Origin of the sequence: Flagellimonas beolgyonensis, from assembly GCF_003992615.1 — a bacterium.
Lineage (GTDB): Bacteria > Bacteroidota > Bacteroidia > Flavobacteriales > Flavobacteriaceae > Flagellimonas > Flagellimonas beolgyonensis.
The window spans coordinates 181,209-202,795 of record NZ_RZMY01000003.1; the positions used below are offsets into that span (position 1 = coordinate 181,209).

Genomic DNA, 21,587 nt, shown 5'->3' on the forward strand with positions numbered 1-21,587 from the left:
ACCCAGCAAAATTGCTGGTTTTTTTTTGTTTGTGGTCTTTACCAGACGTAATGTTATCAAGAGCACCACAAGATGCAATCTTGCGGTAGCGGGGGAGAGGAAGAATGAATTATAGCTGTTGTTGTAGCACGTTTTATTTAGTGGCAATATCACCTTCACCTTTTGGTACTATCACAAATCCGTATTCCACATTATTTGGAACGTTGTACTTTTCCCAATATTCTCCTCCAATTCCAGCTATTTGACTTTTTTTGTCGCTGATTTCAAGTCCATATTCTCCGAAATAAATTTCCGCTCCTATGTCAAAAGAAATAGAGTCTGTATCCACAAACAGGAATACTTTATCTTCATTTGGCCCCAAGGTAAATTTATCTTTGATAGTTACAATTTTGTCCGTGTTATTCCGTAAAAATATTTTATATGAAGCTCCCGTTTTCAGATATTCCTCAGGCATCACATAAGATTCATGTCCTCTTTCAATAATTTCATTTCCATGTTTATTTTTATACTTTTTTGGTCCTTTCTTTTCTTTGAATAAGAAATAACTCAGAATTAGGATTATGGATATTCCGAGTGTTAACAATCCGTATTGGAATAACCCTGTAAAAAGAAGTACAACAAATCCATCTTGAGGAATTCTATTCGATTTTTCAAAGAGTACATTTATTAGGTTATGATTGTCCATTAAGTAATAGCAGAAAATACAGATTAAACTTAGAATATACAGCCCAATTGTTTTTAATTTTCGCTTAGTTCGATTTAATGTCATCTTTAGTTTCAAATTTCCCGTCCGAACCTGCCGAAACAATTAAAAATCCCTTGCCATCTTCAGTTACCGCATATTGGTACGGACGATTCCAAGAGTCCATTTTCCATTTTTGTCTTAAAGGATTATTTCCAATCAATTCATTTAAGTCTCTTGGGTAACTTCCAAATTTTTCTTTCCATTTCTCCATTCTTTCAGTTATCTCTGCTATTTCTCTTTTTGTTTTTTTAGGGAAAATCGATGTTCGCTGATAACTATAAAATATAAATGCACTTATTGTTACGATTACCAAAACAGAAATAACCATTATCGAAGTTGGCTGTAAAAAATACCTTTGAAAAGGTCGTTTCTTTCCATCAGCTTTTTCCATTTTCGAGATTTTTCTATGATGTTTAAAATCTTCTCGAATAAGTCCAAATTCAGCTAATGTCGAAAGTATTAATTCAATCATTTGGTCGGTTTGGTAAATGTGCCACAACTTAGTTATAGAAACATAAAAAACATCTCCATACGCCAAAATAGGCATAAATCTATTGTATTGGCTAGGACTTGAACAACACCATAAGATGCTATCTTGCGGGAGCGGGGCAACCTACTTTATTTGCTTTCTCTTTTTCTTTTTACATATTTTCCAATGAAAACAATTCCTGATGCTTGAATAAAAGTGTTTAAAATGATTAATAACAGATTATTGGTTTTCCAAAATTCGGTATTACTCAGCATCAAAGGGAATCCATCTTTAAATTGTCCGATTGGAAATCCGACAACGCTATTTATAATTCCGTTAAAATCCACTTGTTTTTGATGCACATCATCTCCCATTGATAAGATTCCCAAAACAACAGTTAATATTGACAGTCCAATCAAGATAAAAACCATCATTAATATTATTTGGTAAATACTTTTAGTTCGGTTTTTCAAAATTTAATTTTAGTCACTTGGTTTAGATATGTTGCCGGTTCGGCTATCAGCCGTTACGTAGTTTAGCAATTACCCATAGCCATTGTTTTAGCCAGTATTTATTTTTCTCTATTCGTTAAATAGTATGTATTTCCATTTCTCAAATCAACTAAACTGTCATTAGAAAAGAGAAAATTGTCGCCAAAAATTCCATCCGAATCACCTTCGATTTTCTTTCGATTAAAGATGTCTACCGTATCAACCATTAACAAATTATTCTCCATTTTATATTTAATGGTTGTCCCTGTTTTAATATGGTCAAGATGAATTGAATAATCTAATACAGATTCATTTAAGATAACAATTGATTTATAGGTGAAGAAATTTTCTAAAGTTTTTGAATTAGTTTCGTTTATAGTGTCAAAGTCCACTTTATTGCGGTAGACATAACTATTTTTTAGTCCATATTTTGATTTACAAGAAGTTACAAATCCTAATAATATAAGAATACTAATTAGTCTCATGGATTTAGCTTTTTGCATATTGGCTACAACTTGTTTATAGAAACGTAAAATACATCTATATACACCCAAAATAGGCATAAATCTATTGCTTTGGCTTTGACTTCAACAACACCACAAGATGCAATCTTGCGGGAGCGGGGGGAACTTTTTTTATTTCACCTAACATTGAAAATGAGATAAGTTTATTGGTTATAATCTTTTAAAATTTCTTTATCCGACAACCATTTATCAAGAACCAAGGGTATTGTTTCATCGGGATATTGAAAATCAAATTCATGATATAATTTCCCCACTAAATCAGTTTGTAATGAATTCAGGGTCTTGTCTTTAAGCAATAAAACTGATTTATTCAATGCCATCATATATCCAATTTCAAGGGAAACATTAGGATTAAATTCATCTTTATTAATTCTTTCGAACAAAGCAATTCCAAAAGAACAACCCTGCATATATGTTAAAATATTTTCGAATAAATCATCGGCATACCATTTATCATCAGCTCTCAAAAGTGTTATTCCTTTTTCAGCCAAATGAGATTTCAACACCCTAATAATTTCCTTTTGGATTTTAGTATCCTCAAACTTCATCATTAAGAATCCACACTTATCCTCCAATGGATAGTCTTTTCTAAATCTTTTTAATGGTAATGAGAGTTCACTTCTAACAATGTTTGTTCTATTTTTTAATAATTTTAAATCTTCTTTATAAACTGAAAACTTCAAAGATGTCTCCTCCTTAAAGTTTTCATTAAGTTCATCATCATTAACCTTTCTATAGTATTCTGGCTCAATGGTTATTGAACCTTGCAAGTACTCTACATCTTTCAGGCAGTCAAATGAATGTCTAAATTCTTGTAAATTAAATATCCATTCTCCTGATATACTTTGTGCAGGGCGCAAATATGAAATCTGGTTTTCTTTAAGTATCTTATAAAATCTCCTTAATATTTCATGTTTACTTAAATCACTTTCTTCTTGATAAAAAATAATTACAGGGCTATCATTTGGAATACCTTCATAATCAGGATATTGAATATCCAGATTACCAATGAAATTTTTAAAATGAAATGGAAACATAATTCTATTTTTATCTGCTTCTAAATTTCAACATTAAAACATACGCAGATTAATTATTCTCAACATATTTTGGATTATTAATGTCTTCATTCCACAATTCTTTTATTCTAATCAATTCTTCTTCATTAATCAACTTCATATCTGATTTTAACTCAGTTTCTAATAACTTTTCCAAGATAATTTTACGCCCTTTCAATGTAAGTGGACCAAGACCTTTTTGTCCATTTCTTCTTCGACCACATCTAAATTCAGGATTATCTCTAAACTTCGAAATCCAATTTCTAAATTCATGTAATTCTTTTAATTCATAATAACCATTCTCAATCATATTAGAAATTGATTTATCTTTTCGAACTACTGTACAAGTCCAACAACCAAAACGACTACTGCCACAAGATTTTCCCGGAACTTCTCGGTATACAGGACATTCCGATCCGGCATCTTTGTATATCTCACCTAACTTTTGAGAATCTAAACTATTTGGAAAACTATTAAATTTTATAGTTGACCAAACATCTTTTAGGTTGTGATTTATTATTGGGCTGAAAATTTGATTTTTACTTGACCCGGACTGAGATAAATAATACTCAGTTTTAGCATGCTTTGATATTGTCCTATCTCGTTGCTCACTTTCCCCCTTGCGAATACCCAACAAAACAGTTGCTTTAGGATGTTCGTCTATAATTTGTTTAACAGGGTTTATTCTAAGTTTATCAGTACACCATCTAAATATATTCGTAGGAGTAGGGTAACCTCTACCTATAACTTTAACAAAAAACCTGTCTTCTAACTTAGGAACTGCTATTTCATACCTTATTGGTAATCCTAAGTTAAAGCACTCAGACTTCAATCCTTCAATTGTTTCATAAACATATTCTGTGATTATGGGGTTCTCAACCCCTGTATCGCAATAAATAACCGTGATTTCTTTATGATAGCTATTTAATTCATTTAAAGCAATTATAACCAATTTCAGTAATGCAGATGAATCTTTACCTCCACTATATCCTAAAAACCAAGGGCAATCATCTTTCAAATATTCCTTCTTAATTATGTCAATTGCCTTTCTGTCTTTCTCTTGTACTGGTCTTAAACAACTACTGCAAAACTTCATCTATCTTTTCCTTTAGTTGCTTCACATAATGAGTTTCAATATATTCCAATTGGTCGTTAGACAGATTGATATGCCTAAAAACAGTTAAAAGATGGAAAAGAAATGAAAGCAACCCTATTCCAGCCAATAATATACCATAAGACCACAATTTTACATTTCCCATTGGGACTCCTATGGCAATATAGATAAGAGAAGCAAAAATTGAAATCAAGAAAATATCGGCAGTTGAAGTCCAAAAAATACCATTTGAATAAACCAATTGACTCTTCGCGGTTAATGAAGCATCATTATCGACTATATTATAAAATATATGTTTCAACCTTTTGTTTTTCAAAAAATTGAGTTGTTCTTGTGTAACATCCTTATTATATATTTTCAATAATGAGCTTGTAATATTTAGGTCAATTTTTCGATGCGAATATCCAGTTATGAAAAATCTTAAATCTAACATATTGTAAATTGAACCTATTATTAAGGCAGGGATAACCAAAAAGCTATATACAAACCAACCTTCCCCAATTCTATATTCAATACCTGATTCTTTAAAAATTGGAAGGAACACAAATATTAAAGCCAATCCAGGTATCAATAGTCTTAGAAACTTTAAAGTTTTTCTATCCATTTGAATTTTGAATTTAGTTGGTTTGGAATATTAAGATAATTCTGACTTTCAATTTAGTCCATTTCAGCGAATCTCCAAACTTATATTTACAGGATAATTAGGACATTGACTAAAATCTCTTAAACTTTGCCCTATTCTTCTCATCCAATCCCCTATATAGAGGTAAGGTTTGCCTATTCAGATCAAGGCTCTTGTCCATCAAATTGAAGCAAAGATTTTATTAAAGAAAACTATGTGAATACGAAAGCTTGGTTTAGGAATCTAAACTCAATCCCTAAACTCAAAAAGTTGGGGAATTTCTACGTCCAGTGCCTTGGCCAATAATTTCAAATTGGAAATTGTAGTGTTCACCTCGCCGTTTTCAATACGCCACACTTGATTTTTTGACAGTCCAGCGATAGCCTCCAATTTGGTCTGCGATAAATTTCGCTCTTCCCGCAAAGCTCTCAGATTTATTCCAAAATCTCGGATAAACAACTTCTCTTCAAGGCTCAATTTATTTCGCATGCCTCAATTTGCACTATATATAGAAATAAATCTTCCCTATATATAGGGGTATTGTCGAAATTTATCCTACCTTTAAATACCAACTTAACTTAATTCAAATGCGAAAAGAACCAAATTCAAGCCCATTGCAAACCGTAAAGGACTTTCTCCACCACCCTTCCCAAGATCAACTAGAAATCACCTTTTCCCACCTCGAGATCCATAACCAGCAACACGGCCAATGGTGCAAAAAGGTGCAGCGGCCCCAGAGCCGCATCCTTCTCCGTAAACTGCCCCAAAACGGTCTCGCCGAAATCACCGTGGTGGACAATCTGGTGTTCCGTTTTTCCTTTAAATTCCGCATACCCATCTCCTCGGAGTTTAATGATCTGGAAATGCTGTGCCTTCCCCGCCCCTTAGATCAAGGCCTGTTGTCTATGGATGATGAAAAACTACAGTTAACCTTTCGCATAGATGCGCCAGACCCGGCCCTACACGTGCAGGTAACGCAGGTGTACCAAGGCATATTGGGTCTTCAAAGGACCTTTACACCCCTATACCGCTCAACCAGGTCTATTAACAGGTAAGATGTTTGGGAGGTTTACCCTACTCTACATAGCTTTTTTGTTCTTCCCTAACAACGGCACAGCTATTAAGCGATGACCGTCTTGTTCTAACCACATCGTCTATGGCAATTTCTTCGGGTTCCCCTGTTAAGCAAGGCCGCAATTGATCAACAATGAACCGCCAAACATTCTTGCCGTCCTTTAACGAAAAATGGGGTTCACTGTCCCAATACAGGCTAACAATACCGGGGTCAAAAAAGTTGAGGGATTTTGAGGTGTACATTATATTCTGAAAACCATCGTGCCCGCAATGGCAGAGCCCGAGAAAATGTCCAATTTCGTGCGCTAGTATGTATTGAAACGTATCGGTTGGGTATACATCCCTGTATATTACGCCGGAAGGCACATCTCTCTCTACCGTTATGCAGCAATCATCATCCCTTCCTTCTGTTTCGCAATCGTCTGGGAAATTTTCACATTCAAAAATATCCCTTCCTCCAACACGACCAAAATTATCCAGTTTAAAGGCCCCCAAAGCGATCAAACTGCAATTTACATTGGGTTGTCTGCCATACTCAGGCTGTCCCAAAAGCGACTCAATACGGTTGGAACTCATATCGTATTCATTCTCCGTGACCTCTATACCGGTCTGGCCCCCGAACCAAGAAAAGTTTTTTCGGTCGTTCCATTCCAAGATCACCCCAACATCATCCAATTTTCGGGCTGCGGTGTCCAACATTTGGGAAACCACACGTTTGGAAATGGAATAGACCCGAATCCTTTTTTCCCTTCCCTCGCTTTCCAAATACTTCGAAATTATATACCTGTTAACAGGCCAAGCACTTTCCTCCCCATTGGCCGAAACCGACTTTACCACCGTATTGGGATGGGCAATTCCCAAGGAAAAGGAATTAAAACTCAACAAGCCGGCCATCGCGTATAAATCGATGATCCCATCTTTGTGCATTCTCCATAAGGGTGTATTGTCAGAATCCAGATAAAAGGTCAAATGTTTGGAAGGCAACCTAAACCCAAACCTTTTACCCTCCAAGCCAATGGCTTTGCGTACCCTGTCCAAGCGCTCCGGGTTATCACCGAAAGTATCATCGACCAGTTGTTCGACGAATTTTCTAAGTTCTGATCTTTTGAACTTGTCCACAATTCCCCCAACGGCATAACCGCCGGTAGCAAACCGTAAGCCATCAATTCCAAGATCAAATACATTTTGCACCAGATTACCCAAATTTTTGAGGAGCCCAGGTAAATCCAACCGTAGAATGGAACCCACAATACCGCCAAGATCCCGGACCACATCGAATATACCATGCATAATATCCGAAAAGCCCTTTACAAAACCCCCGATCAACCCGCCAACAACATTCCCTACAAAGCAACCAACGCTGCCGGCATTGTCACATAACCAATCTGTAGCCGATTCAATGCCACTCTGAACGGCATCTGTGACGGTATCCACAGCATCCTCAACTGTATCCACCACTGCATCGACCACATCTTCAACAACATCACCTACGGCTGAAGCCGCTGATGACACCGCATTGCCTATACTACTGAAAAATCCCATAAATATATTTTTAAAGAAACTAAAGGGGGGAACAAACTTCCTTTGGCATGAATACAACCAATAGGCTGGAAAGAACCTTAACAATCTAATTATAAAGTATTTACATTCCTATTACAAGTGTATGGAATGACAATGTGATCGTATGGTTTGTAACTATTACGCCCTTTGAAGTACTTTTCTTCATAAATATTCGATCAAAACCATCAAATTTCAATTAAAATGTAAATCCAAAAGTACGATTAGACCCTATAAAATAGAGCAGTGCTTTTTAGACTTGGGCAAGGAGCCTACACCACCCCCAATTCCCGTTTGCTGTTCTTGAACTCGCTGGGGCTTATCCCGAACTTTTCCTTAAAGATCTTGGAGAAATAACTCCGGCTCGTAAACCCGATGGAGTACACCACTTCCGAAATGTTCAGTTCACTGTTGGCGATCAGGTCGCGGGCGACCTCCAAACGGGCATTCCGGATGAATTCGGTCACCGTTTTGTTGTAGAGCAGTTTAAACCCTTCCTGTAGTTTGGCCTGGGTAAGGCCGGTTTCGGCCGATATCTCTTCCAACGAAAAATCTTGGGCAATGTGTTTCTCTATCTTTTTGGCAAAGCTGCGGATCGTTTTCAATTCCCGTTTCAGCAGGGAGGTCTGTGGTCTTGTGCCCAACACCTCTTTGTTGTGCTGGATCATGTGCATGGACAAGATCTGGTACACCAACCCCTCGATCTGCATTACCCAAATCATGCCCTTGGCCTTTACCTTTTGCAGGGAGGCCATTACATCCGCAATCTTTAGATTGTAGGAGCCGTAATAGGCAAACACCTTTTCGTGGTCGGCGTCCAAAAACACGTTGTACAGCTGTTTGTTCAGTTCCTCGCCCTGGTTCAACCGCTTGCGCAAAAAGGGCTTTCTTCGCACTTGGATCACACTGGCCACCACTTTTACATCCTTGGGAAAATAACGGTCGCTGATGCCCCCGTCGCGGTTGGTAAGGATCACCGATTGGAACTGTTCCATGATCTTGATCTGCTCATCGGACTCGTACCCGAACTTGTGCCCGCAGTAGCCCTCCAAACAGTAGTAAAAATTAATGGGGTTGTAGTTGGAGGTGTCCACCACGATCAGCACCTCATCCATAAAGGTGATGTCGTATTCCAACAGGCTCACGCCCCAATCAAAGGTGATGAACCGAATGGAACCTTCCGCTTTTTCGTTGGAAACGCTGAGGATGTGCTGGCCCCACTTTTCGGTAAGGGTGCCGCCAAGAACCTTTTGGAGCTGCTTTACCGATTCTGCAGTATCCTGGGCATCCACATGGATCTTAATCATGGGGTAAACGGGTGATCATGGGTTAAACTTCGCTTGCAAGCCACTAAAGATAGGTTTTGTTCTTGGGCAGACAATCCCCAGCAACTTTTTTGTCCCCATTTTTATAAAAATTTAGCAAAAGGAGCATCAAAAAACGCTTTTGAGTCAACCCGTGATCGGTCAAACCTTTTACTTGTTTCCAAAAAGAAGACCATGATCTACAAACTTTCCAATGTAGCGGACCAACGGGTGATCGAGGAAACGTTTGGTCTGCGTTTCAAGTATCCCCAGCTATACCGACCCCAACCTTTGATCAATGGCTTTGAGGAAGCCAACCTCTCCATGGTGACCATGGAAAACAACAAAGAAATCACTTTTGCCATTTGGGGCCTGATGCCGCAAAACTTCAAGGAAGATTGGCAGCAGTTCCAAAACCACGCCAACACCCTTAACGTACCCGTGCAAGATCTGGAGCAAGTGGCCTGGATGAAGGAATCGCTCCGACACCGCAGATGCGCCATTATCGTATCGGGGTTTTATACCCATCGCCTAAAAAATGGCAATACAACCAGCTACTATTTGTGCCGCCCCGACGGCAAACCGTTCTACCTTGCCGGGGTCTACAACGTTTTGGAAGATGGCTTCCAATGTTCGGCCCTCATCACCAACAAGACCAACAATTTTGTGGCCCACTACCACGATATCAGCCATTTGGCACCCATCATTATCCCAAAAAGCGATGCGAAAGCTTGGTTGGACCCTAAAACCAAAATGGCGGACATTAAAAAAATGGTGATGGACCCCAAGGAAGTCCAATTAAAGGCCACACCCATGCCCAACCAATTTTTTCAAAAGAAGGGGCCTCTTCGCCAAAAAGGCACTGTGGAAGGAATCGGCAACGCTTCTGTTTAGCTTTTGAGTCAAGATAAAAACGGTTCGGGGCAAACCTTGCTCCCAAAAAACCGGAAATTTGTAATGTACTGATTAAGAGTTAGTCAGGCCATTAACTAAAAAACAGAAACTATGTTACGTTGGACCGTTACCTTTATAATTTTGGCCATTGTGGCCGGTATTTTCGGATTTGGCGGCATCGCTGCCGGAGCGGCCAGTATTGCCAAGATCCTATTCTTCATTTTTATTGTGCTGTTTATCATTTCACTGATCACCGGACGTAAAAAAATCTAGAAGAGCCCCTAAAAACAATCATTAACATTAAACACTATACCATGAGAAAATCGATAAACCTGATACTTTTACTACTGACACTGACCTTGACCACCAGCTTGGTAAGTTGCCGAGAAACCAAGGAGGACAAAGCGGAAGATGCCATCGAGGATGTGAAGGACGGCGTGGAAGATGCCGGAGATGAAATTGAGGACGCCGCCGACGATGTAGAGGATAAAATTGAAGAGGCCACCGATGGCGATTCCTAAACTTGGCAACCCACATTCCATAACCCTGACCGTTGTGTCGGGGTTTTTTGTTGGCCCTATTTCAAAAGGGCTTCGTATTTTGCAGGGGCACACCCGTAACCACTAACATCAACCGAACCACTTGAAAACGGCACTGTACTATATTCACATCCTGTTGAGCCTTTGGGCTATCGGCGCCATCATTTACCATGGCAGGCGGCCCTCCCGCTCGTTGGGGTGGGTGCTCATCATTGCGGTGTTGCCCTTTCTGGGGGTAGTGTTGTATTACCTCTTCGGCATGAACCGCCGAAAGTTCAAGTTTTTCAACAGCAAGGAATTTGATAAGCGAAAGCGATTTGGCCGTCCCCAAAGCATAGCGGAACAGTCCCCCAAAATGGAATTTGATCGGGACATCCGCAAAAAAAGGTTGGCCAAATTGATCACGGCCAACTGCGATACCCACCCGGTATCGGGGAACCACATCGAAGTTTTACACGATGGCGGGGAAACCTTCAATGCGCTTTTTAAGGCCATGGAGCAGGCGGAGCGCTTTATCCATTTACAATATTACATTTTGGAGCAGGGCGACCTGTTAGACAAGATGTTGGAACTCTTCGAGCGCAAGATCAAGGAAGGGGTGGAAGTGCGTATCCTGTACGATTCCCTGGGCAGTTACCATCTGCGCGGCCGTCCCAAAAAACAGTTTCAGGATATCGGTGTGGACATCCATCCCATTATGCCCATCCGGTTGAACAACCTGCTGTTCTCCCTCAATTTTCGCAACCATCGAAAAATTGTGGTAATCGACAACAAAGTGGCCTTTACGGGAGGGGTGAACGTATCCGACAAATACATTAAATATGGCGACGGATTGGGCAAATGGAAAGACACCCATCTAAAGATGGAAGGGCCCATTGTGAACGACATCCATTTGGTTTTTTTGAAAGACTATTTCTTTGCTAGCCGGAACGAGACCTTCGAGGTAAAAGCCTACCTCTCCGAGCAGCCCGAACAGGGCAAGGTAGTGGCCCAAGTGGTATCCGGCGGACCCGATTCGGACCAACCGGCCATTATGCAACAGTACATCAGCATGATGAACCAGGCGCAAACCTCCATCCATATCGCCAATCCGTATTTTTTACCCGGAGAGGCCTTTTTGCAAACGCTGAAAATGGTCGCCCTCGAAGGCGTGGAAGTCAACCTGCTGATTCCGAAAAAGTCCGACTCCATGGCGGCCAAATATGCCATGTTCTCCCAATTTGAAGAATTGCTGGGCGTTGGGGCGAACATTTACCTGCGCAAGGATTTCTCGCATAGTAAAATATTGATCGTGGACGATGATCTCGTCTCCATCGGTTCCGGAAACTTCGACATCCGGAGTTTTGAACTGAACTACGAAGCCAATGTGCTGTTGTATGACGAGACCATCACTTCCAATATGAAGTCCGAGTATCTCGACATTTGTGAAAAGGCGGAAAAAGTTTCCCTGGAAACGTTTAAAAACCGGTCGTTTGGCCAAAAATTCCTCGAAGGCCTGTTCCGGTTCTTCAAACCGCTGCTTTAACACTTCTTTTTTCGCTAACGCATCAAGGATTGATGCATTTGAGACAAGCCCAACAAGAGTGCCTTGCTAGTTTTGTATCAAACAATAACTATCATGAGAAATATCTTTTTTATGCTCCTCTTTTTGGGAGCCACGACACTAAGCGCCCAAAGCATTGCCAAAAACGCCTTGGGTATTCGAGTAGGCGATAATGATGGATTTGGAGGTGAAATCTCCTATCAACGATACCTAAAGGAAAACAACCGTTTGGAGTTCGACCTCGGTTGGAGGGATTCCAACAATGTGGATGCCTTTAAATTGGTGGGACTGTACCAATGGGTGATGCCCATTGATGGCGGTTTCAACTGGTACGTGGGTGCCGGTGGGGGTATCGGTTCCTTTGATGCCGGCGACAATGATGGCACCTTCGCCCTGGTAGCCGGTGACCTGGGTATCGAGTACAATTTTGAGATCCCCTTGATGATTTCCCTCGATATGCGACCCGAATTGGGTTTCAATGACAGTTATTCCGATGATCTGGACCTCGATATCGCACTGGGAATTCGATACCAGTTTTAAAAAATAAACACTAACACATGACAAGGGGCAAAAATCAATTTGCCCCTTTTTTAACTATACCGTTTTGCGAAAAAGAATACTACAACTTTTCCTTTTTTTTCTAGTCCTTTTATTAATCACCGTACTTATGTCCGATCCAAAAAAATCCATACCCCAAAGCATTGCTCCAGAAGTGAATACCGCACTTCGGCATTTCCCTGAACTCAAGAACGTGCCCATTGAGTTCAAGTTCAAAAAGAACATCAAAAAATCCGTGATGCAGGCCCAGCCCGCTTTCAACAGCATTTTTAAGGGTAAGACGGAGAGGGGATATAAAATATTGATCAGTGAAAAATTCAAGATAGCAGGATCGGAAATTAAAACCGTTGATGTGCCCTCCGATGTGTTGATCGGCTGGATCGGCCACGAATTGGGCCATGTGATGGACTACCAACAACGAAGCGGGCTCAACCTTGTGGGTTTTGGCATCCGCTATGTTTTTCTGAAGGATTTTATCAAATCAGCGGAGCGCGCTGCCGATTCCTTTGCCGTTTCGCGGGGCATGTCGGAATATATTATTACCACAAAGCGGTTTATTCTGGACAACGCAAACATAGCGCCCGCTTACAAGAAAAGAATAAAACAGTACTACCTTTCTCCCGACGAAATCATGGAGATGGTAGAAAATCAGGATGCTTTGCCCCAAAAGGAATCTTAGCTATTGTGCTTCACGAACGCTTCCCATTCTTCAAACTTTTCTTCGCCCATTACCCGCTCCATTTTCACTTGCCCACCTTTTTTCTTGTTGGCCCCACTCCAGTCTGCAAATACCTGCTGCGGCACAAAAGCAACCTTTACTCCTTCCAAAGCTTTGCTTCTGGCAACCTTATAATTTTTATTGGCCTGTTTGAGATAGGTGTCCAAAATATCCGCGGCCTTTTTTCCATCAATAGCTGTATCGCTTCCCAAATACCACGAATGGTAGAACCCATCCTCAAAGCGTTTGGCGCATAAGGTGTATTCCGGTATTTTGATGTCCAGTTCACCTTCCAAATGTTTTACCGCATCGTTCAATTTGTTGACAGACAGTTGGGAACCTACGGTATTCAGGAAGAACTTGGTACGGCCCGTGATCTTGATTTCGGCCTTTTCGGTATCGGTAAATGCAATCGTATCGCCGATCATATAGCGCCATGCACCGGCCACGGTGGAAATAAGCAACACATAATCGGTCTCCTCCTCTACTTGGTCCAAGGTCAGAGCAGGGGCATCATCAGTCAAGGAACCATCCGGGTTGATGTAATCCGGGTCAAAAGGGACAAACTCAAAATATACACCATTGTCGGTGATCAATTTCATGGCGCTGGTGTCCGGTCGGTTCTGAAAGGCCAAAAACCCTTCGGAGGCCAAATAGGTGTCAATGATCTGGATGGGATGGCCCAACAGGGCATTGAAGCTTTTTTCATAGGGATCAAAAGCGACCCCTCCCGAAGTATAGACCTGTAGATTTGGCCAAATTTGATGGATATGGTCGACGTTGTGGTATTCGATTACCTTTTTCAGCATCAATTCCATCCAAGATGGGATACCACTTAGTGCACCGATGTCCCAATTTTTGGCCTGTTTTGCAATGGACAGGACCCGTTCGTCCCAATCATCGATCTGTGCGATTTCTTCGCCCGGTTTGTAGTACCGTCGAAACCAAAACGGAATATTGCTGGCACTGATGCCACTGATCTCCCCTTCTTGGCGACCATCCCGTTCCTTTAGATTGGTGGAACTCCCCAACATCAAGATCTCTTTTTCAAAAAACTCGGCGGGCATGTCAAAATTGTTCAAGGCCAACACTTGTTTGATCCCTGCATTTTTAATGGCGTCGATCATGTCCTCGGTTACTGGTATCCGTTTGGATTTTTTTCCAGTGGTACCTGAACTCAGTGCAAAAAAATTGGGGGTCCCCGGCCAGATCACGTCCGCTTCACCATCAATGGTCCTGTTCCACCATTCCTGGGTAATTTTAGGGTAATCGAAGTAGGGAACCTTTTCCCCAAAGTGTTGGACCATATCCTCGGATTCCAAAATGGAACCAAATCCATAATGTTGTCCAAATTGGGTCTCCTTGGCGGTCTCCAAAAGGGTTTTAAGCACTTCCCGTTGTTCCTCGACTGGATCTTTGTCCTTTCTGACGACATCCGTTGTTGCAATAAATCCTTTAATGATGTTTCCTATAATGGCCATGATCGTAGTTTTAATTTCTAGGTAAAACTAGCTTCAAACCCTGGCACACCTTTACTCAATACATTTTAAGATTGACTTGATTCCTAAACCAATGGCGAAAAAGCAATAGTGCAAGTGCATTTACGGCTTAAGACATTGGTTTTAACATTTTTAAAACAGTGAAGGAATGGACTTCTTAATGTTTTCATAAATATGAAAATCAAATGGTTCCATAGTTAGAAAATATACAACTAACTCTTATATTTAACGAATCCAGTTTAACTTTAAACAAAAATGACCCACGATTTACTTGCACAAGCACAGGAGTTTGAGAACAGGCCCATGAGTCATATGTCAACCAGTGATAGGGTTGAAGCGTCCCGAGAGGCCAAAAAATTGATTCTTTCCATAAACGAGATCTATAAGAAGACCAAGGATTCCAAACTTATGGATGTGATGAAAAGCCTTACCGAGAAAAAACGCAAAATTGAAAAGCGTTTAAAAGGAACGCCTTTGGTTTAATTGCTCCCATTGTTTTACATCCATTTGAGGAGCCATTTATACCATTCATTTTCTGAAATTCTCCGCGTTAATTGACCCATAATTAACGTAACAATCTATATTACAGTCATTTAAAATATATTCAAGGCATATCTTCCCCGATATGCCTTTTTCCATTTACATAACATTTCCGACCAGTTATGTCCATATTGCTGCCATGGATATAATTGTGGATTGTAGACCCAAGGTATTCTGTATTTTCGAAGTGTAGATACAATCTCAACCCAGTAAACAAACACTCAAAAAAATGAACACTATTGAAGCAAAACTCGGATATCTCTTTTGGTATTTCGTACTTGCCCTCTCACTTTATTCACTACTGAGCAGTCTGTATTATTATATGATTTAAGCTATACTAAACACTAGCATCAATCAGAAATTTCCTGTAGTTAATAATGTCTCTGTTAGAAAGGCGCCCATTCTCGGCGCCTTTTTTTTTACCATTCCATTTTGGGCAACAGCACCTCCTTTTTGTCATGGGAACCTTCTATATTCTCCAGCACCTCATCCAAAAAGGAAATGGCCTTGTGAATATGTGGTCCCTTATTGAGCATTACACATTCGGCTTGCACGGATGAAGCGATGTCTGTGATTTCCGATCGGGAAGGCATGCCCTTTTTGGCAAGACCTTCCAACACTTGGGTTGCCCACACCACGGGAATATGGGCCGCACTGCAAAAGGAAAGTATACCTTCTTGTACCGTGGCCATGTCTTTCCAACCCACTTCCAGGGCGAGGTCGCCACGGGCGATCATTACCCCCAAATGTTTGGCCTGCATGGCCGAGATCAAAATACCGATCAAATTCTTATACGCAGTTTGGGTCTCTATTTTTAGGATGACACCCAACGAATTTTTGACACCCAACCGGTCCAATTCCTGAAGCAACCCTTCCACATCCGCTTCGGTATTTACATAGGAAAAATTTACTATGTCGGCATGTTGGGCCACGAACTCCAAGTCGCTTTTGTCCTTCTCCGTCAATCCTGAAATGCCCAAATCCAAAGTAGGGACATTGATTCCTTTTTCCCCTTTCAACTTGGCGGTACCCTCGCCCGCCCTTTTAATCTCAACTTTGAACCCTTCTTTATGGGTTTCGGTGATTACACCTTCAATTTTACCATCATCAAACAAAATGGGGGTGCCCACTTTCATTTTATCAACGATTTCAGGGGGGTGACAACCAATGCTGCCGGGTTCCAACAAATTCCCGTTCGCATCAAACACCGGTAACGCACTATCCGCCGCATTGCGCACGACCATCAAATAATCACCCTCACGAAGGACTATGGATTGTTCTGTGGATGGTAGGCTTCCCACCTTGCTTGCCTTCATTTTTTTGCGAGAGGGCGTTAATAGTGTACCCGATGAAATATGTACCGATTTTGGGCTCAGCAAAAGAACGGCATCCTTTTCCTTTTGCACCACTTTAACCTTACGGGATCGTCCACGGTGATCCAGCAAACGGATATCATCGCCCACACGTAGCTTGTCCATCCATTTTTTGGACACCGGCAGCTCGTTGGGTCCTAGGTCTGGTTTGTCCTTTGGCACCAAAGTAATGAAAATCATTCCCCTGCTTTCCTGTCCTTTTTTTGATGTCCGAAACTTTTTAACAAGTGGTCCCTCAGGTAATCTTTCTGTACGAATTTTAGGCCCTGCCAAATCCATGGCTATTTTCACCGTGGTATTGCATTCCTCTGCCGCACGTCGCACGTTGTCAATGATCGCTTTCCAGACTTCAGGCCCATCATGGGCACAATTGACACGGGCACAGTCCATCCCATTTTTCACCATACCCAACACCAAATCGTAATGGGTTGCCGCTTCGGTGGGTTGGGTGACCATGATTCGGACACGACGTGCTTTGGCCGATACCCCAAAAAGCTGGTCTGTATGTTTTCGCAGGGTGGTTTTTCCCTCGCCAATAGTCAAAAATTGATTTTCTTCCGCTATGGTTTGCTTGCCGAGCAATTGATCTACCATGAATTTTAAATTCATCAAACTCCCCAAAATATTACCTTCTGCATTGGCCAATCGGGTAAGTCCCAACTGTTTGAGTTGTTTTTGGAGCGTGCGTGCATCAAACCCCCGAAATGCCACATAGTGTAATAGGTTTTCTGCGCTTTGTTTGTAGATCGGACATACAGATTCCACCTTTGATACAAATTCGGCTTCCTGTTCTTGTATCAAACGGATGACCTCCGACAATTGGGTCGACATTTCCTGAAGTTGTTCCTTGGCAACAGGCATGGACAAAATTTACCCCTAAAGATCGACAGGAACCGATCAAAAAAAACTGACAAAGGTCAGATGTTGTTCCAAATTACCAAATAGAGGCCATGTGTTCGATGGCCACAACGGCAACTTTCTCGTTGGCATTTCGGTTTTCCAGTTGTAAGGTAGTGTAGGGCTCAGTGGGAAATATCTGGTCGGTCATGGCCACCAATCCCCCGTTCAAAAAAACTTCAATGGACGATTGGTCGAGATAAATTTCCATGTCCAAGGGGCTATCCCCCAAAATAGCTATGGGTGCCACATGTTTTTTGTTGCCAAATTCCTTTTGGAAATCGACCATACCGGAATTACTGCGATCCACGATCAAGGTCTGGGATTTGGCATCCATCTCGAGAATCAATTCATCACCCGCTTCGTTGGAGAATATCACCCTAAAATCCTTGGCCATTGTGCTCAATTTGATTCGGGATTGTTGGAGCCCATCAAGGGTAAAAGTTTGGGTCTTTTCGGGAGCTACCTCGAAGTTTTCCAATGCAACATTGGTTGCCAATGCATTGACCTGATCCAACGGAGAGTTGGATACAACATAGCCATCTCCTTGTTTGATCAATTTTAATTTCCTGGGTAGGGTCATGGCACTGCGCCATTTTTCTGTCGGTGTTTCCCTTGCATAGTCCCAATTGCTCATCCATCCTATGAAAATGCGGTCGCCGTTGGGTGTGTTGTTGTAGGTGACCCCAGCATAATTATCGGTTCCATAATCCAACCATTGGGGTTCTTGCTGATCCGAAATAAAATGTGTCCCATCAAAATCACCCACAAAATATTGGGTACCACTGCCACCGTTCGGAGCACCTGGATTGATACTGATCAACAACACCCATTTTTCTTCCGAAGAACCTTCTACCTGCAAAGGAAACAGGTCGGGACATTCCCAAACCCCGCCATGGGCCCCTTGATCTTTTCCAAAATCACTCAAATGCGTCCATTCCTTTAAATTTTTGGAGGCATACAACTTCGCGTGGTCGCCCGCTACCAAGATCAAGATCCAGCTTTGCGATGGATCGTGCCAAAACACCTTTGGATCACGAAAATCCTTGATCCCCGAATTCCCGATCACCGGATTTCCTTCATACTTTTCCCAAGTATCACCATTGTCCAGGGAATAGGCAATGCCCTGGGTCTGAAAATCGGTTCGCCCTGCCTTTTCCCCTTCCATGGAATGGTAGGTAAAAATGGCCACCAAAGGTGTTTCCCCTATTTTGGCAAAGCCCGAAGTATTGTTTTTATCGACTACGGCACTGCCCGAAAAAATCAGTCCATTTTCATCGGGGAATAGTGCAATAGGCTTGTGGGTCCAATGGACCATATCGGTGCTTGTCGCATGTCCCCAGTGCATGGGTCCCCAAACAATATCATCGGGGTAATACTGGTAGAACAAATGGTAAATCCCCTCGTTATACACCAAGCCGTTGGGGTCGTTCATCCATTTTTCCGTTGGCGAAAAATGATATTGGGGACGAAATTGTTCCGTGTAACTGTGCTGCATGTTTTGCTCTTTCTTTTTTTGCTCATCACTTTCTTTGCAACCCAGCAACATTAGGGACATTAGCCCTAAAATTAGTTTTCCTTGCATAAAGATGAAGATATTGATAAAATGGAAAATCACCCACTTATTTTATGGAATGTTGCGATGACCACCTGCTCGATTGCCACCCAATTGGACTTGGCAAGAATGGAAAAGCCAAGTCAGTTCAATTAAGGACACTTTAAATAGCCACACATCAAAAATTTCATATTTGAATGATGGCCACACAATATTATCCTAAAAAAATTGTTGTTACTTAAATTTATAGTGGTGTATTTTCTTACAGTGCGTATTTTTTGCCTACTCATCAATAATTCGCACGTAAATAACTTGCCCAAATCTGAAGAATTAGGATGCTGTTGAAACCTTCACAAAGAGAGTTATTACTTCCCATTGTTGTTTTTAGCGTTTTCGTGCTCACCATATTTATTTTGGGAAACCGTTCGTTAAAGAGCCAAAAAGCAACCTATGTCAATGAAATTCGAACAACTGGAAAACTAAGGGCACAAGAATTTTTCTCATCCGTTAAGTACAATATCAAATCCCTTGAAAACCTCAAGGAACGTATCGAAATGACCAATGGGTCCCATTTTCAATATTGGGAGCAGGATGCACGTCTTATTTTGGAGCAAAATCCTTCCTTTAAATTTGTGGAATGGGTGGACAGTTTGATGGTCATAAGGGTAATTACGCCATTGGAAGGTAATGAGGCCGCCATCAACATGGATCTATCGGAACATCCTCGAAATATTGAATGGAGAAAGCATATGAAGGACTCCTCCACCAACATTTCCTCGTGGACAAGCCTTTATCAGGGAGGAAGTGCTTTTTTAGTGGATGTCCCTGTCTTTTTTGATGGTAAATTTCAAGGGTCCATAACCGCTGGGATGGATTTTACCAATCCTTTCAACGAACTGACCTCTAGCCTGGCCATGTATGCCATTAAAGTGATGGATGAAAAAGGTGCCGTATTTTACTCCAAGAATAGCCCAGAGAAAGCCAACGTCCCCGAAGAGTTTGTATTCACCACTTCTTTTATGATCGATCCCCTCGACCAACGGGAGTGGACCTTGTCCCTAATGCCCTCCAACTTGGATTTTCTTGCGGAAAGGAACAAGAGCACCAATATCTTTTTCATTTTCGGCATCCTTGTATCCATTTTGACCAGTTCGCTCATTTACTTTTACCAATCCTCCAGAAAAAAGAACAGGCGCCTGATCCATGCCAACGATAAACTTAAAGAGTTGAACAAATCCTTGGAAAAAGAACGCCAAAAGGCCGAAAAATCTTCATTGGCCAAAACCGAGTTCATTTCCAATATGAGCCACGAGATCAGGACTCCACTAAATGCCATTATAGGATTTATAGAAGTGCTACAACTCTCCGACATTCAGGGATCGCTGCAGGAATACCTTTCCCTAATGGACATTTCATCCAAAAAATTGCTCCTTCTTGTAAACGACATACTTGAAATCGACAAAATTGAATCTGGGAAGGCTACCATCAGAAATGATATTTTCTCCCCAAAGGAAGAATTACAAAACATCATCAGCATTTATAGGCCAAGTGCAGAAGAAAAAGGGCTTTCCATTGTTTTGGAGGCATCCGAAGAATGTGATCATGCAGTGGTCGGGGATGTGGGTAAATTTGGGCAAATACTCACCAATATTCTAAGGAATTCCCTCAAATTCACCGAAAAAGGTGGTATAGAGATATACTGCGAGGGAAAAAAACACCAGGACAAAATATCATTGGACTTTCTAATTAAAGATACCGGGATTGGTATTCCAAAAAACAAGTTGAACACCATTTTTGACCGGTTTACCCAAATTGATAAAGGTAAATCCAAACGGCACGAAGGCAGTGGACTTGGTTTGTACATTACCTATAAGTTGGTGGAACTTTTTGATGGAAAAATCACAGTAGAAAGTGAGGAAAATGTAGGTACCGAATTTCACCTATCCATGGCCTTCCCCTTATCTGAAACCAAACGGGAAACAGGAATCCAAAACGCAGAACTTTTTCAATATGATGGCTGCAAAGTCTTAATAGTGGATGACAATAGGGTAAACGTTAAGGTTTTGAAAATGACCCTTGAAAAACTTGGGGTGAATGCCGATGCGGTCTGTAACGGTTTGGAAGCGGTCCAAGCCATTAAGAGCTATTCCTACGACCTTGTGTTCATGGATGTTCATATGCCCAGCATGGATGGTTTTCAAGCTACCAAGGAAATCAGGAAATTTAACCAAGAGATTGGCATCATTGGACTTTCTGCGGATGTGACCAAGGAGGCAATTGACGAAGCCAAGGGAGTGGGCATGAACGACTACCTCACCAAACCCATTTCATTTTCCAAACTACGCACACAATTGCCCAGTTACCTCACCAAGGTATCCTAAACGGTAATTGATCCCTAAAACATACCCTTGATAGCTGTCATTTTTTCGGATTACGGATTTGTGAAAGAAATGGGATTCCGCTACATTTATGGTAGTATCTTTGGGTATGGGACAAAGATGCAAGTATGCCGTTTG

The 21,587-nt window shown here is 41.3% G+C and carries 22 protein-coding genes; 9 read left to right on the plus strand and 13 right to left on the minus strand.

All coding sequences use genetic code 11. The features are described from left to right. Positions 1-133: 133 nt before the first annotated feature. From EO131_RS17245 to EO131_RS01735, 8 genes are all read right to left on the minus strand, one after another. Positions 134-685, minus strand: coding sequence for a hypothetical protein (locus tag EO131_RS17245; RefSeq protein ID WP_206512835.1), 552 nt, complete (start codon positions 683-685; stop codon positions 134-136). Between the two features lie 64 nt (positions 686-749). Beyond that, positions 750-1,217 (minus strand): type II secretion system protein GspG, encoded by a 468-nt coding sequence (locus EO131_RS01705; protein WP_164731586.1) that lies wholly within the window; start codon positions 1,215-1,217, stop codon positions 750-752. A gap of 146 nt (positions 1,218-1,363) precedes the next feature. Then, entirely contained in the window at positions 1,364-1,648 is a 285-nt protein-coding gene (locus tag EO131_RS01710) for a hypothetical protein (protein WP_127018616.1), read from the minus strand. A gap of 137 nt (positions 1,649-1,785) precedes the next feature. Further along, positions 1,786-2,190 carry a hypothetical protein gene (locus EO131_RS01715; protein WP_127018617.1) on the minus strand — a complete coding sequence of 135 codons (405 nt, stop codon included), beginning with the start codon at positions 2,188-2,190 and terminating at the stop codon, positions 1,786-1,788. 182 nt (positions 2,191-2,372) lie between these two features. Further along, positions 2,373-3,266 carry a hypothetical protein gene (locus tag EO131_RS01720; RefSeq protein WP_127018618.1) on the minus strand — a complete coding sequence of 298 codons (894 nt, stop codon included), beginning with the start codon at positions 3,264-3,266 and terminating at the stop codon, positions 2,373-2,375. 49 nt (positions 3,267-3,315) lie between these two features. Then, positions 3,316-4,380 carry a phosphoadenosine phosphosulfate reductase domain-containing protein gene (locus tag EO131_RS01725; protein ID WP_127018619.1) on the minus strand — a complete coding sequence of 355 codons (1,065 nt, stop codon included), beginning with the start codon at positions 4,378-4,380 and terminating at the stop codon, positions 3,316-3,318. Beyond that, positions 4,364-5,002 carry a hypothetical protein gene (locus EO131_RS01730; RefSeq protein WP_127018620.1) on the minus strand — a complete coding sequence of 213 codons (639 nt, stop codon included), beginning with the start codon at positions 5,000-5,002 and terminating at the stop codon, positions 4,364-4,366. Before EO131_RS01730 ends, EO131_RS01725 begins: the two co-directional genes overlap by 17 nt. A gap of 267 nt (positions 5,003-5,269) precedes the next feature. After that, positions 5,270-5,509, minus strand: coding sequence for a helix-turn-helix domain-containing protein (locus EO131_RS01735; RefSeq protein WP_127018621.1), 240 nt, complete (start codon positions 5,507-5,509; stop codon positions 5,270-5,272). A gap of 98 nt (positions 5,510-5,607) precedes the next feature. Between EO131_RS01735 and EO131_RS01740 the strand changes: the two genes are divergently transcribed. After that, positions 5,608-6,075 carry a hypothetical protein gene (locus EO131_RS01740; protein ID WP_127018622.1) on the plus strand — a complete coding sequence of 156 codons (468 nt, stop codon included), beginning with the start codon at positions 5,608-5,610 and terminating at the stop codon, positions 6,073-6,075. A gap of 19 nt (positions 6,076-6,094) precedes the next feature. Here the strand turns inward: EO131_RS01740 and EO131_RS01745 are convergent, their stop codons facing one another. Both EO131_RS01745 and EO131_RS01750 read right to left on the minus strand, forming a co-directional pair. Beyond that, positions 6,095-7,636, minus strand: coding sequence for a hypothetical protein (locus EO131_RS01745; protein ID WP_127018623.1), 1,542 nt, complete (start codon positions 7,634-7,636; stop codon positions 6,095-6,097). A 287-nt stretch (positions 7,637-7,923) separates the two neighbouring features. Then, the gene (locus EO131_RS01750; RefSeq protein ID WP_127018624.1) at positions 7,924-8,958 is read right to left on the minus strand and encodes a helix-turn-helix domain-containing protein; all 1,035 of its coding nucleotides are present in this window, start codon (positions 8,956-8,958) and stop codon (positions 7,924-7,926) included. A gap of 192 nt (positions 8,959-9,150) precedes the next feature. On the opposite strand from EO131_RS01750, the gene EO131_RS01755 reads away from it, so the two are divergent. The 6 genes from EO131_RS01755 to EO131_RS01780 all read left to right on the plus strand — a co-directional run bounded on the left by EO131_RS01755 (position 9,151) and on the right by EO131_RS01780 (position 13,168). Beyond that, a complete protein-coding gene (locus EO131_RS01755) occupies positions 9,151-9,849 on the plus strand; it encodes an SOS response-associated peptidase (protein WP_127018625.1) in 699 nt (232 codons plus the stop codon). Positions 9,850-9,960: 111 nt separating this feature from the next. After that, positions 9,961-10,122, plus strand: a complete 162-nt coding sequence (locus tag EO131_RS01760; RefSeq protein WP_119640177.1) for a DUF1328 family protein — start codon at positions 9,961-9,963, stop codon at positions 10,120-10,122. A 41-nt stretch (positions 10,123-10,163) separates the two neighbouring features. Beyond that, positions 10,164-10,370 carry a hypothetical protein gene (locus EO131_RS01765; RefSeq protein ID WP_127018626.1) on the plus strand — a complete coding sequence of 69 codons (207 nt, stop codon included), beginning with the start codon at positions 10,164-10,166 and terminating at the stop codon, positions 10,368-10,370. A gap of 121 nt (positions 10,371-10,491) precedes the next feature. After that, a complete protein-coding gene (gene cls, locus EO131_RS01770; RefSeq protein WP_127018627.1) occupies positions 10,492-11,913 on the plus strand; it encodes a cardiolipin synthase in 1,422 nt (473 codons plus the stop codon). Between the two features lie 93 nt (positions 11,914-12,006). Then, positions 12,007-12,471, plus strand: a complete 465-nt coding sequence (locus tag EO131_RS01775; protein WP_127018628.1) for a hypothetical protein — start codon at positions 12,007-12,009, stop codon at positions 12,469-12,471. A gap of 127 nt (positions 12,472-12,598) precedes the next feature. After that, complete coding sequence (locus EO131_RS01780; RefSeq protein WP_241243767.1) at positions 12,599-13,168, plus strand: hypothetical protein; 570 nt, start codon at positions 12,599-12,601, stop codon at positions 13,166-13,168. Here EO131_RS01780 and EO131_RS01785 read toward each other — a convergent pair. After that, positions 13,165-14,688, minus strand: coding sequence for a GH3 family acyl-acid amido synthetase (locus tag EO131_RS01785; RefSeq protein WP_127018630.1), 1,524 nt, complete (start codon positions 14,686-14,688; stop codon positions 13,165-13,167). The two genes, EO131_RS01780 and EO131_RS01785, sit on opposite strands and share 4 nt — an antisense overlap. Positions 14,689-14,961: 273 nt before the next feature. Between EO131_RS01785 and EO131_RS01790 the strand changes: the two genes are divergently transcribed. Further along, positions 14,962-15,189 carry a hypothetical protein gene (locus tag EO131_RS01790; RefSeq protein ID WP_127018631.1) on the plus strand — a complete coding sequence of 76 codons (228 nt, stop codon included), beginning with the start codon at positions 14,962-14,964 and terminating at the stop codon, positions 15,187-15,189. Positions 15,190-15,665: 476 nt separating this feature from the next. Here EO131_RS01790 and EO131_RS01795 read toward each other — a convergent pair whose 3' ends face one another. Together EO131_RS01795 and EO131_RS01800 are read right to left on the minus strand one after the other, a co-directional pair. Then, positions 15,666-17,480, minus strand: a complete 1,815-nt coding sequence (locus EO131_RS01795) for a pyruvate kinase (RefSeq protein ID WP_127018632.1) — start codon at positions 17,478-17,480, stop codon at positions 15,666-15,668. Between the two features lie 73 nt (positions 17,481-17,553). Beyond that, positions 17,554-19,074 (minus strand): glycoside hydrolase family 32 protein, encoded by a 1,521-nt coding sequence (locus EO131_RS01800; protein WP_241243768.1) that lies wholly within the window; start codon positions 19,072-19,074, stop codon positions 17,554-17,556. A 332-nt stretch (positions 19,075-19,406) separates the two neighbouring features. Between EO131_RS01800 and EO131_RS01805 the strand changes: the two genes are divergently transcribed. After that, the gene (locus EO131_RS01805) at positions 19,407-21,452 is read left to right on the plus strand and encodes a response regulator (protein ID WP_127018634.1); all 2,046 of its coding nucleotides are present in this window, start codon (positions 19,407-19,409) and stop codon (positions 21,450-21,452) included. Positions 21,453-21,587 lie beyond the last annotated feature (135 nt).